13 protein-coding genes and 1 pseudogene are annotated in these 17,935 nt (G+C 43.6%); all 14 read left to right on the top strand.

What is annotated here, in order from left to right:
* Positions 1 to 13: 13 nt before the first annotated feature.
* The 14 genes and pseudogenes from KL866_RS04530 to KL866_RS04465 all read left to right on the top strand — a co-directional run bounded on the left by KL866_RS04530 (position 14) and on the right by KL866_RS04465 (position 17,618).
* The gene (locus KL866_RS04530; protein WP_214993661.1) at positions 14 to 2,170 is read left to right on the top strand and encodes a chemotaxis protein CheW; all 2,157 of its coding nucleotides are present in this window, start codon (positions 14 to 16) and stop codon (positions 2,168 to 2,170) included.
* A complete protein-coding gene (locus tag KL866_RS04525; protein ID WP_025256887.1) occupies positions 2,167 to 2,670 on the top strand; it encodes a chemotaxis protein CheW in 504 nt (167 codons plus the stop codon). Before KL866_RS04530 ends, KL866_RS04525 begins: the two co-directional genes overlap by 4 nt.
* Before the next feature lie 51 nt (positions 2,671 to 2,721).
* Positions 2,722 to 5,625: a methyl-accepting chemotaxis protein gene (locus tag KL866_RS04520; RefSeq protein ID WP_214993654.1), complete on the top strand. Its 2,904-nt coding sequence runs from the start codon at positions 2,722 to 2,724 to the stop codon at positions 5,623 to 5,625.
* Positions 5,626 to 5,628: 3 nt separating this feature from the next.
* Positions 5,629 to 6,458 (top strand): annotated as a pseudogene (locus KL866_RS04515) (CheR family methyltransferase).
* Positions 6,459 to 6,472: 14 nt separating this feature from the next.
* Positions 6,473 to 7,102, top strand: a complete 630-nt coding sequence (gene cheD, locus KL866_RS04510; RefSeq protein WP_214993652.1) for a chemoreceptor glutamine deamidase CheD — start codon at positions 6,473 to 6,475, stop codon at positions 7,100 to 7,102.
* A complete protein-coding gene (locus KL866_RS04505; RefSeq protein ID WP_025256883.1) occupies positions 7,077 to 8,123 on the top strand; it encodes a chemotaxis response regulator protein-glutamate methylesterase in 1,047 nt (348 codons plus the stop codon). The genes cheD (KL866_RS04510) and KL866_RS04505 overlap by 26 nt, the downstream gene beginning before the upstream one ends.
* A 277-nt stretch (positions 8,124 to 8,400) precedes the next feature.
* Positions 8,401 to 9,624: a methyl-accepting chemotaxis protein gene (locus tag KL866_RS04500; RefSeq protein WP_025256882.1), complete on the top strand. Its 1,224-nt coding sequence runs from the start codon at positions 8,401 to 8,403 to the stop codon at positions 9,622 to 9,624.
* 65 nt (positions 9,625 to 9,689) lie between these two features.
* Complete coding sequence (locus tag KL866_RS04495; protein ID WP_025256881.1) at positions 9,690 to 10,055, top strand: response regulator; 366 nt, start codon at positions 9,690 to 9,692, stop codon at positions 10,053 to 10,055.
* A gap of 37 nt (positions 10,056 to 10,092) precedes the next feature.
* Entirely contained in the window at positions 10,093 to 12,078 is a 1,986-nt protein-coding gene (locus tag KL866_RS04490; RefSeq protein ID WP_025256880.1) for a chemotaxis protein CheA, read from the top strand.
* A complete protein-coding gene (locus KL866_RS04485) occupies positions 12,075 to 12,578 on the top strand; it encodes a chemotaxis protein CheW (protein WP_025256879.1) in 504 nt (167 codons plus the stop codon). Before KL866_RS04490 ends, KL866_RS04485 begins: the two co-directional genes overlap by 4 nt.
* A 3-nt stretch (positions 12,579 to 12,581) precedes the next feature.
* Positions 12,582 to 14,888, top strand: a complete 2,307-nt coding sequence (locus KL866_RS04480) for a methyl-accepting chemotaxis protein (protein ID WP_025256878.1) — start codon at positions 12,582 to 12,584, stop codon at positions 14,886 to 14,888.
* A 221-nt stretch (positions 14,889 to 15,109) separates the two neighbouring features.
* A complete protein-coding gene (locus tag KL866_RS04475) occupies positions 15,110 to 15,943 on the top strand; it encodes a CheR family methyltransferase (protein ID WP_025256877.1) in 834 nt (277 codons plus the stop codon).
* 8 nt (positions 15,944 to 15,951) lie between these two features.
* Positions 15,952 to 16,569 (top strand): chemoreceptor glutamine deamidase CheD, encoded by a 618-nt coding sequence (gene cheD, locus KL866_RS04470; RefSeq protein WP_025256876.1) that lies wholly within the window; start codon positions 15,952 to 15,954, stop codon positions 16,567 to 16,569.
* Between the two features lie 2 nt (positions 16,570 to 16,571).
* On the top strand, positions 16,572 to 17,618 hold the full coding sequence (locus KL866_RS04465; RefSeq protein ID WP_025256875.1) for a chemotaxis response regulator protein-glutamate methylesterase: 1,047 nt from the start codon (positions 16,572 to 16,574) through the stop codon (positions 17,616 to 17,618).
* Positions 17,619 to 17,935 lie beyond the last annotated feature (317 nt).

Genomic DNA, 17,935 nt, shown 5'->3' with positions numbered 1-17,935 from the left:
GGAAGGATTCAGAATGTCCATCGATATTGAACAGTTCCATAGCGTATTTTTCGACGAGAGCGACGAGCATCTCGACGATATGGAACAGCTATTGATGAGCTTGGACGTCGATTCTCCCGAACCTGAAGAACTAAATAGTATTTTTCGCGCTGCTCATTCCATCAAGGGCGGCAGCGGTATCTTCGGCTTTGATGCGTTGATGAATTTAACCCATGTGATGGAGAACTTATTAGATAAAGCCCGTAACAATGAACTCAGTGTAACCGCTGATATTGTCAATGTGCTTTTAGAAACTCTCGACGTTTTAAAAGACACCCTAAATGCTTATCGCGATGAAACTGAAATTCCTCAAGAAGGCATCGACGAGCGCATCAAAATATTAAACAACGTCATTAATGGGCAAAGTACTGAACTTACACCGGATGGAACAGACAAAGAAGGGAGCTTAAGTACACAAACCGAAAGTGCAAAAGATGACAGCTTTGGCTTCTTTGAAGATGAGCCTTCTGAGGCTAGTTCAGCTACTGACGACGGTTTTGGCTTTTTCGATGAAGAGCCAGTTCACAATCAATCTAGCGAAAGCAGCGAAGCAGAAGATGATGGCTTTGGATTTTTTGATGACGTATCTGATAACCGCGAACTTCAAGATAGCGAAACTACCCAATCGTCACCACAAGCTGATGAAGGTTTTGGGTTCTTTGACGATGAAGAAACCCCAAGTAATCTTGTCGAGTCTCAAGCGGAAAAATCAGAAGCCGGAAAAGCTGAAAGCCAAGGCTTTGGCTTTTTCGAAGACGTACCTTCGGCTCGCCACATAAATACTGCAGTAAACACAACTAACGACCAGCAAAGGCAAAGCGCCAAGACCTCTCAAAATTCGGCAACAACATCTAACGGTGTTAAAGCACCACAAACTGGGGCTGGCTCTACGCCTGCAACGGCTAAAAAGAAAACTAAACCTTCTGCCAAAAAAAGCACTGCTCGAGAGTCGGCTTCAATTCGGGTAGATACCACGAAAATTGATGCTATGGTTAACTTGGTGGGCGAACTGGTAATCACCCAGTCAATGCTTTCCATGATAGGCCAAGATGTTGATGGGCAAGTTGGCGAGCGGCTACAGCTAGCTATTGATGAGTTACAGCGCAACACTCGAGAAATTCAAGAGTCGGTCATGTCTATGCGCATGCTTCCGCTAACTGCAACTTTCAATCGCTTCCCCCGTTTAGTAAGAGACCTAGCAGGAAAGTTGGGTAAACAGGTTGAACTGGTACTTCAAGGTGGCAGTACGGAAATCGATAAAAGCCTAATTGAAAAGATTGTCGACCCGCTTACTCACTTAGTGCGCAATAGCATTGATCATGGCATCGAAATACCAGAAAAGCGTACGGCTGCCGGCAAGCCGGAAAAGGGCACGGTTATCTTAAGTGCCGAGCAAAAGGGCGGCAGTATTATCATCAGTATTATTGACGATGGTGGTGGCCTTCATCGCGATAAAATTCTTGATAAAGCGCGTAGCAACGGGCTTACCGTGTCAGATGACATGCCAGATTCAGAAGTGTGGCAGTTGATTTTCCAGCCTGGTTTTTCAACCGCTGAAGCTATTACTGACGTATCGGGAAGAGGTGTTGGTATGGATGTGGTGCGCCGCAATATTGAATCAATTGGCGGACGCATTGATATTGAATCGAGTGCAGGTGAAGGCTCAGCTTTCTTCATCCACCTGCCGCTTACGCTTGCCATTGTTGACGGCATGTGTGTGTCAGTAGGTAAGCAAATCTTTGTTGTTCCTCTTTTAAATATTATTGAATCTTTCCAACCTACAAAGCAGCAGCTTAAAACCTTGGGTAACGACACCGTACTTTATATTCGAGACCAATATTGGCCTTTAGTGCCTCTTTACGACTTTATGGAAGTAGAGGATGCCGCACTTTCTCCTACAGAAGGCATAGTGGTGTTACTAGAAAGCAGTAAAAAGCGCTTTGGTATTTTGGTAGATGCGCTAGTGGGTCAGCAGCAGGTGGTAATTAAAAGTTTAGAGGAACACTACCGTAAAGTGGCTGGAATAGCGGGGGCAACCATTATGGGTGACGGAAAAGTCGCACTTATCATCGATGCAGACTCCATCGCTACAACCTATACCTCCGGCCAAATAGAGGAGTTACTTTCATGAGTGAAACTGCCTTGCATCAAGCGGTTACTGGCGGACAAGACAAAGAATACTTAAGTTTCGTGCTTGGCGATGAGCATTACGCCCTGGACATAACAACAGTGAAGGAAATCAGAGGGTACGAACAAGTTACCAAAATTGCGAATGCGCCGGCGTTTATCAAAGGCGTAATTAATTTACGTGGTGACATAGTTCCTATCGTGGATTTGCGTATTAAGTTTAACGTCGGCGAGGCCACATATAACGACTTCACAATAGTAATAATGCTAAACATTCAAGAGCGCATTGTTGGCATCGTGGTAGATGGTGTATCCGATGTTATTCGCTTGTCTGAAGAGCAAGTACTTCCGCCACCAGAGTTTGGCGTAGCCTTTGACAGCAGATATCTACACGGCCTAGCCGATGTGGATGAAAACATGGTCATTCTGGTGAACATTGAGAGCTTAATAACCAGCGAAGAGCTGGGTTTAGTTGCACCTGATAGCGTTAACGACGACGCGTAGTTACTAGGTCCTTCACTAAATACAAACACCTGAAAATGGAAAATATTAGTTATGGGCGTATTTAATTTTCTTAACGGCGAAGAATTAAAAATAGCGAAGCACGACGCGCTATTAAAGTCGAATATTTTAAAGGCTAGCGCCTCAAACTTGTTGGTTATCGACAAGTCTGGGGTCATACACTACTGCACACCGGCATTCCTGCATATGGCAAAAGCCTACTCTAAAGACTTTTCTGTCGGCGGTGGCGAATCCACATTATCAGGAAAGCACATTGACGATATTACTGTCAGGGCAAGCACTGCAGAAAATCCGTCTTATTTACTCACCCATTCTACAGGTGGTGACAAGCAGCTTGTTTCACTTGCTGATCATAGCTTTTGCGTAAGTGCATCTTCAATAACAGCGGACGAAAACGGCACTCAGCTTTTCGTTACGCAGTGGCAGGACAACACAGAAAACAAACGTCACAAAGGCATGGTCGATGCCATTATGCGAAGCCAAGCTGTGATCTCCTTTACTACGGATGGGGAAATATTATCGGCTAACGATAACTTTCTATCCGCCATGGGTTATAGCGAGGCTGAAGTCGTAGGAAAGCACCATCGTATTTTTGTAGACAGTGACTACGCACAAAGTGATGAGTATAAAGAGTTTTGGGCAAAGCTAAAAAGCGGAGACGTACACAGCGGTGAGTTTTGCAGAATCAATAAGCAAGGCGACGAGGTATGGATCCAAGCTACCTATAACCCTGTGTTTGACGACAACGGAGAGGTGGATTACATCATTAAATTTGCCTCTGACATTACAGCGCAAAAGCAGAAAAATGCAGATTTCGAAGGGCAAATTACCGCCATTAATAAATCCCAAGCCGTAATCGAGTTCGATCTAGAGGGAAATATTTTAAACGCCAACGAAAACTTTCTTTCCGCAATGGGCTATAGCTTGTCAGAAATTAAAGGACAGCATCACAGTATGTTTGTCGCCCCAAGGTATAAGCTAAGTGCGGAATACGCCGCTTTTTGGCAGAGTTTAAAAGCAGGAGAGCACACCGAGGGTGAATACAAACGCCTTGCAAAAGGCGGCAAAGAAATATGGATCCGCGCGTCTTACAATCCCATTTTTGACAGTACAGGCAAGCCGTTTAAAGTGGTTAAATTTGCCACCGACATAACACAAGATAAGCTAAGAAACGCGTATTTCGAAGGGCAAATCAACGCTATCAGTAAATCTCAGGCGGTCATCGAGTTTGATGTAGACGGCAACATCATTACCGCTAATGACAACTTCTTGAACACAATGGGTTACCGCCTAGACGAAATTAAAGGTAAACATCACCAACTATTTGTTGATGAGGAAAACAGACAAACAGAGTCATATCAACGTTTTTGGTCTGAACTCAAAGAAGGCAAATTCTTCTCTGGCGAATTTAAGCGTATAAGTAAATCGGGTAATAGCGTTTGGATTCAAGCATCTTATAACCCAATAGAAGACATGAACGGCACCCCGTTTAGGGTAGTAAAGTACGCAACCAATATTACAGAAGATAAACTGAAAAACGCCTACTTTGAAGGCCAGTTGAACGCCATAAGTAAGTCTCAAGCTGTTATCGAATTTGATCTTGAAGGCGTAATCTTAAATGCGAACAGTAACTTTTTAGCCGCGATGGGCTACACCCTTGATGAAGTAAAAGGTAAGCACCACAGCATTTTTGTAGATCCTGCCTTTAAAAATAGCCCTGAATACGCGGCATTCTGGGATCAGTTGCGACAAGGCATTTATGCTAGCGGAGAATATAAACGTTTAAATAAACTAGGAAAGCCAGTTTATATACAAGCCTCTTACAACCCTATTTTAGACCAAAACGGCAAGCCATTTAGGGTAGTGAAGTACGCAACAGATGTTACGGGTAGAACCTTAGCAGTAGAAAGTATCAAATCTATTATGGCGAGCCTGACCGACGGCGATTTACTGAAAACGATAGATGAGCCACTAGATGGCGACTTTAAAGTGCTTGGCGAATCTATTAATCACTTTATTGATGAATTGCGCGATACCATTGTGAAAATTCACACTGCCGTTGAAACCATAGATACTGCTTCCAATGAAATAGCTACGGGTAACGCCGACCTGTCTAGTCGTACCGAGCAGCAAGCTTCCAGCCTAGAAGAAACTGCCTCTGCAATGGAAGAGCTAACGGGCACGGTGAAGCTAAATGCAGAAAATGCTGACCAAGCGAAAGGGTTGGCTAGTCAAGCGTCGGATGTGGCGTCCGAGGGCGGCAAAGTTATTGAACAAGTGGTGCATACCATGGGTGAAATAAATGACTCTGCCCAGCGTATTTCCGACATTATCGGTGTAATTGACGGCATTGCTTTTCAAACCAACATACTTGCACTAAATGCTGCTGTTGAAGCAGCAAGAGCGGGCGAGCAAGGGCGCGGATTTGCGGTTGTTGCCTCTGAAGTAAGGACACTGGCCCAGCGCTCTGCAGAGGCGGCAAAAGACATTAAGGCGTTAATTTCAGCATCGGTTGATAAAATTGGCGATGGCAACGTATTGGTGAACAAGTCTGGTGAAACCATGGCCAATATTGTCACTGCCATAAAGCGCGTTAACGACATTATGTCTGAAATTGCTGCGGCATCATCTGAGCAAGCCACAGGCATTCAGGAAGTGAGTAATGCCGTAGTTCAAATGGACGAAATGACCCAGCAAAATGCTGCCTTAGTTGAACAGGCAGCGGCGGCCGCTGACAGTATGCGGCAGCAGTCAGGTGAACTTGCGCAGCGGGTATCAGTTTTCAAAGTAGGAAACAATCGAAAGCCCGAACAGGTCTCTTACGCTCGTTCGTTAAATGGTAGTCATGCATTACCCAAAGAGCGCGAAGTGCCAAAGCAGCGAATTAAAGCGCTGAATCCAGCCGCGCCTGATGCGTCGGATTGGGAGGCATTTTAGTGTATGTCAGCCATACAAAGTACGGATGCGCAAAGGGAGTTTTCATATAGCCGAAGAGACTTCGAGCGGGTAAAAGGTCTGCTTTTCAAACAAGCTGGGATTAACCTAGCCGACTCTAAAGACGCGATGGTTTATAGCCGTCTTGCGAGGCGGTTGCGCACGCTCGAAATAAATAGCTTCAAAGAATATTTAGCTTACGTTGGAAGCTGTGACGATGAAATGGAACACTTCATTAATGCGCTCACCACTAACCTAACGGCATTCTTTAGAGAGCCTCACCATTTTGAAGCATTGGCTGATTTTCTTCGAAAGCGACCTCAAACCAAACGTATTTGGTGCGCGGCGAGCAGTACTGGCGAAGAGCCTTATAGCATTGCGATGACGGTAGCCTCGGTGTTGGCTCTTTTGCTCCCAACGTGGAAATACTCGCCACAGACATTGACAGTAAAGTGTTGCAAAAGGCTCGCGAAGGCGTGTATGCCCAGAACAGTATTAGCCAGCTTTCTTACAACTATAAAAAGCAATTTTTCTACAAAGGAAAAGGGGCACAAACTACTAGAGTAAGGGTGGTGGATGAATTACGAAAAATGGTGCAGTTCAAACCACTTAATTTAATGTCGCCCAACTGGGGCCTAGATGCGCCAATAGACGTAATTTTTTGCCGCAATGTCATGATCTACTTCGACCGATCTACGCAGCGTAAAATTTTAGCGCGTATGGTGAAGTTGATGTGTAGTGACGGTATGTATGTAGCAGGGCATTCTGAGAACTTTACTATGTATCCTGAATTGGTCGCACCCATGGGGAAAACCATTTATCGGCCGGTTGTTTAAAGGGAATTTGTAGTATGAGTCAGGATGAAAATCCCATACGGTATTTTGATAACCGCCTCCAAAAAGAAGCCGTGAAACTTCTACCAGGGCAATACTATGTTACTGCCGCAGACAAAGCTTTGGTAACTATCCTTGGTTCGTGTGTTGCGGCGTGCATTTTTGATCAAGAAAAGAAAATTGGGGGCATGAACCACTTCATGTTGCCAGAGCTTAATTTCACTACAGACCTCGACACTTGCTTAGCAACAAAGTATGGCGTGCATGCTATGAATATGTTGATAGATCAGCTTGTTCATTTAGGAGCACGACGTAACAAGCTGGTGGCTAAAGCGTTTGGTGGCGGAAAGGTGTTGCCAGGCTTTGTGCAGCAAGACATTGGGCGAGTAAATGCAGAGTTTGTTTTAGAGTATTTGGATAATGCAAATATCCCGCTCATAAGCAGCGATTTAATGTCTACCTATGCACGCAAAATCTATTATTTTCCGGCTGACGGAAAAGTTTATATGAAGCGAATTCGCGAGTTTAACAATGCAACGCTTTACGAGCGTGAATCTACGCATCGCGTATTGCTTTCTAAGCAAGCGAAAACGAGCGTTATGTCATTTTCGGAACAGTCACATGCCTATAAAAGTTCTCGTCGTTGACGATTCTGCCTTAATAAGACAAATTTTGTCAGAAATCGTCGCTAAAGCGCCAGGGTTGTCACTGGTTGGCGCAGCGCCCGATGCCTACGTAGCCAAGCGGATGGTACAAGAGTTTAGACCCGACGTTATCACCCTAGACATTGAAATGCCAAAGGTAGATGGACTTCGTTTTTTAGAAGTGATGATGAAGGCGATGCCGACCCCAGTGGTGATGATTTCTACGCTTACTGAGCGAGGTGCTGATGCAACCTTACGCGCATTGGAGTTGGGAGCAGTCGACTTCATGGCAAAGCCAAAGCTAGGTGTGGCGCAAGGTATGACCGAATATGCCGTAATTATTGTTGAAAAGATAAAAGCAGCCGCTCACTCCAAGTTAAGCCATCCCACCGAAACCCGCTGCACTAAGCATGCTTCCATGCGCTACACCGGCACTGAAAAGCTAATTGGTATAGGGGCGTCTACAGGGGGAACAGAGGCGATCAAAGATGTCATCATGCATTTTCCTCGCAATGCTCCAGCAACTATTATTTCCCAACATATGCCACCGGGCTTCACTACCACCTATGCCAAGCGGCTTGATAGTCTCTGCGAAATAACCGTAAGAGAAGCGCAGGGGGGAGAACGCTTGTTACCAGGCTTTGCCTATCTAGCGCCAGGGAATAAGCATTTGAAAGTAGAGCGAAGTGGTGCCGATTACTGCTTAACCCTTGATGATGGCCCTAAGGTGTCGGGGCACAAGCCCTCGGTTGACGTCATGTTTAATTCATTAGCTGAGCATGCCGGTGCAAACGCGGTGGGTGTGTTGCTTACTGGTATGGGGCGCGATGGGGCCGCCGGGCTCAAGAGCATGCATAGCAAGGGCTCTGTAACCTTTTGTCAGGACGAAAAAACCTGCGTCATTTTTGGCATGCCCAAGGTCGCAATAGAAATGGGGGCCGCCAGTTACGTTAAACGATTAGAAGATTTATCTGATAAAATTTTAGATACGCTTGAATCTCTGGGGGCCGGTAGTCGACTTTAAACAAAGCCCCAACCTACTACTTTATATAAATTACAGGCTGTATTCCTCTCTTCTTACGTTATTCACCTCTCAATAGTTACTCGACAGCTCATACCTTTACTTTCTGGATTTTTTAAATTCGCAATTAAAACAATTCGTTACAAAATGTCGCAAATGTCACCAAAGTAATAAAATGTACAAAGTGTTCAAAAGTATAATTGAGGATGGTTAAAAATAGTTCATACTTTGCCTGAGTTTTGTACAGGGGTTAATCCTGTGTAACCATTGAGGTGTAGTTGTGGTCGCCATAGCAGTCAATTATCTAAACAATTTTCTTTCACGCAGAAGCACTGCCTTTGTCGTTGCTTTTCTTATGATGTTAGCAAGTTGGGGGCTATCTTTTACTGCCAATGCACACCTTGCCCTAGCGCTTAGTTCTGTGTGCGTTCTTTTCTTACTTTTTGTGGTGACTAGAGTATCGAGCGCCGGTGAGTTACCTTCTTCGAACCACCAAGCGGAGTGTTCAACAACGTCAAATTCTTTTAATAGTCCTTCACAAGAAAACGATAAAACTACCAATATCCTTGTTGATACTGTGGCTGACGCTGGCGAAATTTTGTCTGTGACTTCATCGAATATTAACGATGTTTATGCTACTCAAAGCGATGCAGTAGCAACCCTTAGTAATGCATTTATCTCGTTACAAACCTTGTTAGGTCAACAAGAAGCAAGTATTAACAATTTACTAAGAGACGACGACAATAGCGACTGTGCATACGCCGACAAAATGCGCGCATTTGCTTCTGATACCGATTCCACTCTAACGCAATTTATCGCGTCAACAACCGAAATGACCAACTCTACAAGAGCGTTAGAAACCCAGGTTCAAACTATTCAGCAAGCAATGCCTACCGTGATTGAAGCGTTAAGCGGCATTGATGACATTTCTTCTCAAACAAATTTATTGGCCCTCAATGCAGCCATCGAAGCAGCCCGTGCAGGTGAAGCGGGCCGTGGATTTGCTGTTGTCGCAGATGAGGTTCGCGCGCTGTCTACCCGCTCTACACAGTTTAGCGATGTGATTAAAACTCAAATAGAAAATATTAAATCGCTTATCGACAAGCTAACAGAAACGGCCGAAGTAGTAGCTTCTCAAGATATATCACACGTGGTAAACGCAAAAGATGCAATTAGCGAGCAGCTAAAAGGCATCATTCGAAAAGCGGAGGCAGATATTCGTGGAGCGAGTGAATTAGAGGCTATTCGTCAGCAACTTTCAGATGCTACAGGCTTGGCTATAAGAGGAATGCAGTTCGGTGACATCAATGGCCAGAACCTCACATATACCCGTGAAATTATCGAATTTGTGGTCGAACAGTTAGCAAACTTAAAGTCAGAAAGTGCCTTAACAGTGAAAGAGAGCTTAGCAAACTACCAGGCATCACTGACAGACAAAGGGCAGGCAGATCACAATCCAGTTTCAGCCACATCGATGGATGCTGGCGATGTAGAACTCTTCTAACAGCAAGACTGAGTATTAGCACAACGTCGTGGGTTTTGAAACGACTCTAAACAGGTAAGTAAATCATGAGTAAAAGCATCCTAATAGTAGATGATTCTGTGTCTATACGCCAAATGGTGGAAATGACCCTTAAGTCAGCAAATTACAATGTAACCACGGCGCAAGATGGGCAAGATGCGTTAGACAAATGCAAGGGTTCACGTTTCGACTTTGTACTAACTGACCAAAACATGCCTCGGATGGACGGTTTGACATTGGTTAAGTCTCTACGCGGTCTCGCTAGTTTTAAGGCGACACCCATTGTAATGCTTACCACTGAGGCAGGTGATGATATGAAAGCCAAGGGTAAGGCTGCAGGAGCCACGGGATGGATGGTAAAACCGTTTGACCCTAATAAGCTGCTCGACGTGATGAAGCGCGTTTTAGGTTAATTCAGGTTTAGATTAAATAGGTGTAGCGGAGTCAATTATGACCATTGATATAAACCAGTTCCACGGCGTGTTTTTCGATGAAAGCGATGAGCATCTCCAAGATATGGAGCAGTTGCTTATGACGTTAGACGTTGATGCACCTGATCCTGAAGAGCTTAACAGTATTTTTAGAGCCGCTCATTCCATAAAAGGTGGAAGTGGAATCTTCGGTTTCGATGCGTTAATGAATTTAACTCACGTAATGGAAAACCTGTTAGATAAAGCACGTAATCAAGAAATGCTAATTACTGCTGAAACCGTTGATATTTTCCTTCAAACGTTAGATGTACTTAAAGATACACTAACTGCCTACAAGGAAAAAACAGAGGTACCTCAAGAACAAATCGATGCAAGTATTAAGGTGCTTGAAGAAACCTTGGCAAATGTGTCTGGTGAGACAGCTGTCATTAATAACGATGAGCAAAACGACAGCAACGAGCTATCGACAGAAAGTGATCAGATTGAGGGCTTTGGTTTTTTTGATGACGAAGAGCCTGCTACAGAAACGCAAGGTGAAGATTTTCCGCCAGCGATTGAAGGTTTCGGTTTGTTTGACGACGAAACACAGAACGAAACACCGCAAGAAAATATAACAGACACAGCATTAAATTCAGAAGAAAGGCCCGCAGCTAGCGCGCAAAGTAAATCAGAAAGTAGTGAACAGGTTTCTACTAAGGATGAGGGCTTTGGCTTTTATGAACCAGAGGCGCTGCCAATAAAACCTACTGCAGTCCAAAGTGCTACAAAAGCGCCTAAGCAGCCCATTGTAAAACCCGTGAAACCTAAAGCTGTAGCAAAAGAAGCTGCGTCTATTCGTGTCGATACTACTAAAATTGATGCGATGGTTAACTTAGTGGGCGAACTAGTTATTACCCAGTCAATGCTTTCTAACGTCGGTCAAGAAGTAGAAGGGCAAGTAGGGGAGCGCTTACAACTTGCTATTGACGAGCTACAGCGAAATACACGTGAAATTCAAGAGTCGGTAATGTCGATGCGTATGCTCCCCGTAAATATGACATTTAACCGCTTTCCTCGCGTCGTACGCGACCTTTCATCAAAACTAGGAAAAAAAGTCGACTTGGTTATCCAAGGTGGCAATACCGAAATAGATAAGAGCTTAATTGAAAAGCTTGTCGACCCTCTTACTCATTTGGTGAGAAACAGTATCGACCACGGTATAGAGAGCCCAGAAAAACGCCTTGAAAGCGGTAAATCACAAAACGGTACCGTCATATTAAGCGCTGAGCAAAAAGGCAGCAGTATAATTATCGGAATTATTGATGATGGTGCTGGGCTCAACAAAGAACGTATTTTAGAAAAAGCCACGCAAAATGGTTTACCAGTGACCCCTGATATGCCAGATAGCGAAATTTGGCAGCTAATTTTTCAGGCTGGGTTTTCTACAGCGGCTGAAGTTACCGATGTGTCTGGTCGAGGCGTTGGGATGGATGTGGTTCGTAGAAACATAGAGTCTATTGGCGGGCGTATCGAAATCGAGTCATCACAAGGTGAGGGTTCTGCATTCTATATTCATTTACCGCTTACCCTGGCCATTGTTGATGGTATGTGTGTATCAGTGGGTGAACAAATTTTCGTTATCCCATTGCTTAACGTTATTGAGTCTTTCCAACCTACCACATCGCAAGTCAAAACAATGGGCAACGACAAAGTACTTTGGATTAGAGAACAGTATTGGCCGTTAGTGTCACTCACTCAGATGATGCAAGTTGATGGTGGTATCACAGAGCCAACGAAGGGCATTGTGGTACTTCTTGAAAGCAGCAAAAAACGTTACGGCGTGCTAGTTGATTCATTGGTTGGTCAACAACAAGTCGTTATAAAAAGCCTTGAGCAGCATTACAAAAAAGTAGCAGGGATAGCCGGCGCTACCATTATGGGAGATGGCAAGGTTGCCATGATTTTAGATGCAGACTCTGTCGCAGCAAACTGTACAAATATCCCTAATGAAGAGGTTTCACTATGAGCGAAGCAGCCTTACAGCAAGCCGTCAGCGCTTCCAAAGAAAACGAGTTTTTAAGCTTCGTTTTAGGCGAAGAGCATTACGCTCTTGATATCACTACGGTTAAAGAAATTCGTGGCTACGAGCAGGTAACAAAAATTGCCAATGCGCCAAGTTTCATTAAGGGCGTAATTAACCTTCGAGGTGACATTGTGCCAATCGTAGACCTTCGAATTAAATTTAACGTGGGAGAAGCCACATACAACGACTTTACTATTGTCATCATGCTTAACGTACATGAACGAATAGTGGGGATTGTCGTAGATGGTGTCTCTGACGTAATTCGCCTTTCAGAAGAAGAAATGCTTCCGCCGCCTGAATTCGGTGTAGCGTTCGATAGTAAATATCTTCACGGGTTGGCGGATGTTGATGAACACATGGTTATTTTAGTAAATATTGAAAGCTTAATTACAAGTAACGAATTAGGTTTGGTTGAAACAAAAACGCAAGCGGTTGAGGGCTAAAAAATGGGTATTATGACGTGGATAGAAGATTTTTCGAAGGCAACAGATGTTAAACAGGCATTGAGAAACAAGCAGGCGTTAGATGCAACGACATGCTGCATCATGATGGCTGATTCAGATAGAAACATCATTTACGCTAATGAGTCGGTAAAAGCGCTTCTTAAAGAAAATGAAAAGAAGCTGCAGAGTGTATTGCCTAGCTTTTCTGCAGACAATTTGGAAGGCCAGAATATCGATCAGTTTCATCGTAACCCTTCTCATCAACGCAATATCTTAGCTGATTTGAAATCGACAATGACATCGACAATCAGCATCGGAGATTTAAACTTCCAATTAACCCTGACGCCGCTATTCGACGAGAGCAATAAAAATATTGGCACTATGGTCGAATGGGTAGACCAGTCTGAATTACTTATTAAAACTACAATGTTAGATGCACTCAACAATGCTCAAGCGGTTATAGAATTTAACGCTGACGGTATTGTTCAGAACGCCAATAATAATTTTCTAAATGCGCTTGGTTACAGCCTAAGTGAAATAGTGGGTAATCATCATAAAATGTTTTGTGATACTGATTATACCCGTTCGCAGGAGTACACCCAGTTTTGGAGCGACTTAAAAAGCGGTCAAGCACAGAATGGTGAGTTTTGCCGTTTCGATAAGTCGGGTAAAGAAATATGGATTCAAGCGACTTACAATCCAGTACTAGATGGTGATGGCAAAGTCATTCGCGTTGTTAAATTTGCCACAGATATAACGGCATCAAAACTTAAAAACGCTTATTTTGAAGGGCAAATTGAAGCGATAAACAAAGCGCAAGCTGTTATCGAATTTGATTTAGAAGGAAAGATCCTACACGCGAATGAAAACTTCACAAACACTGTTGGCTATCATTTAGATGAAATCAAAGGCAAGCATCACAGTATTTTCGTTGAAGATGAATATAAACGCAGTGTGGAGTATGGCCAGTTTTGGGAACAACTTCGTCAAGGTGTACAGTTCACCGATGAATTTAAGCGTTTCGGTAAAGGCGGTAAGGAAGTTTGGATCCAAGCGTCTTACAATCCTATTCTAGACCAGAATGGAAGACCATACCGAGTGGTTAAGTACGCCATTGACATTACAGGCAGAAAACAAGCTGTCAGCGACATAAAAGAAGCAATGAATGAACTGGTTAAAGGGAATTTGGATTGCAAAATCGAGCATGAATTCGATGGTGAATTCCAAGAATTAGGCACATCTATCAACCGTTTTATTGAAGATATGCGACGTATAATTGGCTCGATAAGTGGGGTCATGACACGTCTTTCTGCGGGTGACTTAACAGCTTTACTCGAAGAGCAATTCGAAGGTGAATTCCAAGTCCTTGGCGACGCTATCAATCAATTTGTCAACGAAATGTCGGGTACTATAGGTTCAATTTACCAAGCGGTTGAGACAATCAACACAGCATCTACTGAAATTGCTACGGGTAACTCAGATCTTTCAACTCGAACAGAGCAGCAGGCATCTAGTCTAGAAGAAACCGCGTCTAGTATGGAAGAGCTTACCGGAACGGTCAAACTCAATGCTGAAAACGCTGAGCAAGCTAACAGCCTAGCGGCTCAGAGTTGTGAAATTGCGTCACAGGGCGGTGATCTAATCCGCCAGGTAGTTGAGACAATGTCATCTATAAACGAATCGGCCCAAGAAATTTCAGACATTATTGGTGTTATTGATGGTATAGCTTTTCAGACTAATATATTGGCACTTAATGCAGCTGTTGAAGCTGCACGAGCTGGAGAGCAGGGTCGCGGGTTTGCGGTTGTCGCATCTGAAGTAAGAAGCTTAGCTCAGCGCTCTGCTGAAGCTGCGAAAGAGATTAAAGAGCTTATTTCAGATTCGGTTAGCAAGATTGATGGAGGCAACAAACTCGTCAATCAATCTGGCGATACTATGGAAGAAGTCGTCACGTCTATTAAACGCGTGAACGACATTATGTCTGAAATCGCTGCAGCAAGTTCTGAACAGGCATCAGGGATAGAAGAAGTAAGCAAAGCAGTGGTTCAAATGGATGAAATGACCCAACAAAATGCGGCATTGGTGGAAGAGGCGGCAGCAGCGGCTGAAAGCTTGCAGCAGCAATCGGGGAATTTATCTGAGCGCGTATCAGCTTTCAACATAGGCGATAACGCCTTAATGTCCGACGTTCAACAATCAAAAGCAGCGTTAACTCACAAGCCTCATAAAGCCGCACCAGTTGCAATGTTAAATACTAATAGAAAGTTATCTCCCCAAGCTCCAAGTAGCGATGAGTGGGAATCTTTCTAAAAAATATTGGCGAGTTCCAAACGTGGAATTCGCCTTTTTTCATCTGGGGGATGAACAATGTTCAAAACCCCGGTGGAAGTTAAAACAAGAACGTATTTAAAAAACATGCAGGTTCATTTTTCGAACATGCCAAGTTAAGCAAAGCTATGCTAGACCAAGAGTACCGAAGGTTATTTATATCTCTGGCGAAGATGCATAAAAAATAGCGTGGGAATGTGTTAATGACTGTAGGTATTTCTGACAAAGATATTTCAAGGCCCTTTGTCTTTAATAAAGCTAACTTTAGTAAAGTACAGAGTTTGCTCGTTAAAAAGGCAGGTATTAAGCTAGCCGACAGTAAAGAAGCTATGGTTTATAGCAGACTGTCACGCAGACTCCGTACCCTTAACCTAGATAACTTTAATGATTATCTAGACTTGATTGACAGTTCTGCTTCTGAGTCTGAACAGTTTATCAATGCACTAACGACTAACCTTACATCTTTTTTTCGTGAACCTCACCACTTCACAGCGCTAGGCGAATACTTAACGCTGCATTCGAATGTTACTCGGATTTGGTGTGCTGCTAGCTCTACGGGCGAAGAGCCATATTCAATTGCGATGGAAGTGGCTGAAGCGTACGGAAGTTTTAAAACACCGGTAAAAATCATTGCCACAGACATCGATAGTAAAGTTTTAGCAAAAGCCAGAGCCGGTGTTTACCCCTTAACCTCGATAACGAAAATACCTCAACATCGACAAAAACAGTTTTTTCACAAAGGCAAAGGCGCCAACGAAGGAAAAGTAAAAGTAGTCGATGAACTTCGCAATATGGTGCAGTTTAAACAGCTCAATCTTACCGATTCAACATGGGATATTAAGGGGCCGCTAGACGTTATATTTTGTCGTAATGTAATGATTTATTTTGATAAACCGACTCAGCTAAACGTGTTGCAAAAAATGGCAGGCATGCTTAAGCCAACAGGATTATATATGGCGGGACACTCTGAAAACTTCAATATGTATACTAATGTTGTAAGACCGGTAGGAAAAACTATCTATCGTCCGGTTGTATAGGAGAGGTTGTGGCGTCCCCAAATTTTGAATTACCCATTAGTTATTATGACCAGCGATTTTCCATTGATGCGGTAAAACTATTGCCGGGTCAATATTTCGTTACAACTCATAATAAGATGCTGGTAACTGTATTGGGTTCCTGCGTAGCGGCGTGCTTATTTGACCCAGTGGCAGGTGTTGGCGGTATGAACCATTTTATGCTGCCAAATGTGAATAAAACAGCAAGCGAGCTCGAACAGAGTCAAGGCGTTGCTGCCAAATATGGCATTCACGCAATGGAGCTTCTTATAAACGACCTAGTAAAAGCTGGAGCGTCGAAAAGCCGTATTAAAGCAAAAGTGTTTGGAGGCGGGAAGGTTGTGCCATCTTTTGTTCAAAATGACATAGGAAAGCTTAATGCTGAGTTCGTTTCTCACTTTCTAGATACAGAACTCATTCCCATTTTGGCAAGCGATTTGTGTGATAACTATGCTCGTAAAATTTATTTCTTTCCCCGTGATGGCAAAGTACTCATGAAACGTATTAACGAACTAAATAACACAACAATCATTGAACGTGAAAGCCAGCATCGCTGGGAATTATCAAAGCAAGCGCCAAGCGGTAGCGTAGATTTATTTGAGGACTAGTGATGACAATAAAAGTGTTAGTAGTTGATGATTCAGCGCTTATCCGCCAAATACTTAGCGAGATAATTAAAAGTGAATCTGACATGACATTGGTAGGCGCAGCGCCAGATGCGTTTGTAGCGAAAAAGCTGGTGCTTGAGGAATCTCCCGATGTTATTACGTTAGATATAGAAATGCCCAAAGTTGATGGCTTACGCTTTCTTGAGGTCCTCATGTCCGCCAAGCCAACCCCTGTAGTCATGATTTCTACGCTTACAGAAAAAGGAGCGGAAGCCACCTTGCGATCGCTGGAGTTAGGAGCAATAGATTTTGTAGCCAAACCAAAAATCGGCGTGGCACAAGGAATGGCGGAATATCACCAGTTAATTGTCGATAAAATTCGAACTGCTGCCCGTTCAAAAGTAAAAAAAGCCTCGCCTGCTAAAGTATCTTCAGTCAGTAAAGTGAGTTACTCAGGAACAGAAAAGCTCATTGCGATAGGTGCTTCTACAGGCGGAACTGAAGCTATAAAAGAGGTGCTACGCACTTTTCCTGCCAATGCACCAGCAACAGTGATTACTCAGCACATGCCGGCAGGGTTTACTTCAACATATGCGCGACGGCTAGACTCTGTGTGTCAAATGCAGGTTAAAGAGGCAAAAGGAGGGGAGCGATTACTTCCAGGCCAAGCCTATTTAGCACCGGGCGATAAACATATGGAAATTGAAAGGAGTGGGGCTGATTACCGCATTAGGCTTACTGACGGCGAGCGAGTATCGGGTCATAAGCCCTCTGTCGATGTGCTATTTAATTCGTTATGTAATAGCGCGGGTAATAACGCGATAGGCGTATTGCTAACGGGGATGGGTAGTGATGGCGCTATCGGCCTTCATGAGTTATTTAACGCTGGCTGTGAGACGTTTTGTCAGGATGAAGCAAGCTGTATTGTCTATGGAATGCCTAAGGTAGCCATCGAAAAGGGAGCAGCAAGGCACATACTTAGCCTTGATGATATGGGTAAAGCGATTATGCAAACGGTTGAAAAGCTTTCCGCTGGCAGTCGCTTATAGTGTAACAAGGCATAAACGTGTCTTATACCCTGATTTATGTAAAAGGATTGTTATGCTTCCCTTGTCCCTAAAAAGCTAAGGTGTTTTAATAGCATTGCTTAATAAGTAGGTAATGTTGCTTCAGAATGCTGTTGCTGAAGCCGATACTATGGACAGGCTTACTTTTAGGTGCGTAAAAATATAAAAATCGATACGTAAGTGGAATGGTAAAGTGAAGCATTGTTGCCATAATAATATAAAAGACAATGGTTTATGTGTGATAGAGGCGGCAAAGTAATCAAGGTTTTATTACCGAGTATATTTTGTTGTACCTAATA

It is taken from the genome of Alteromonas sp. ALT199, from assembly GCF_018619335.1.
Classification (GTDB): Bacteria; Pseudomonadota; Gammaproteobacteria; order Enterobacterales; family Alteromonadaceae; genus Alteromonas.
Note: the sequence above shows the minus strand (reverse complement) of the source record. Positions and strands in the feature narration are given on the sequence as shown.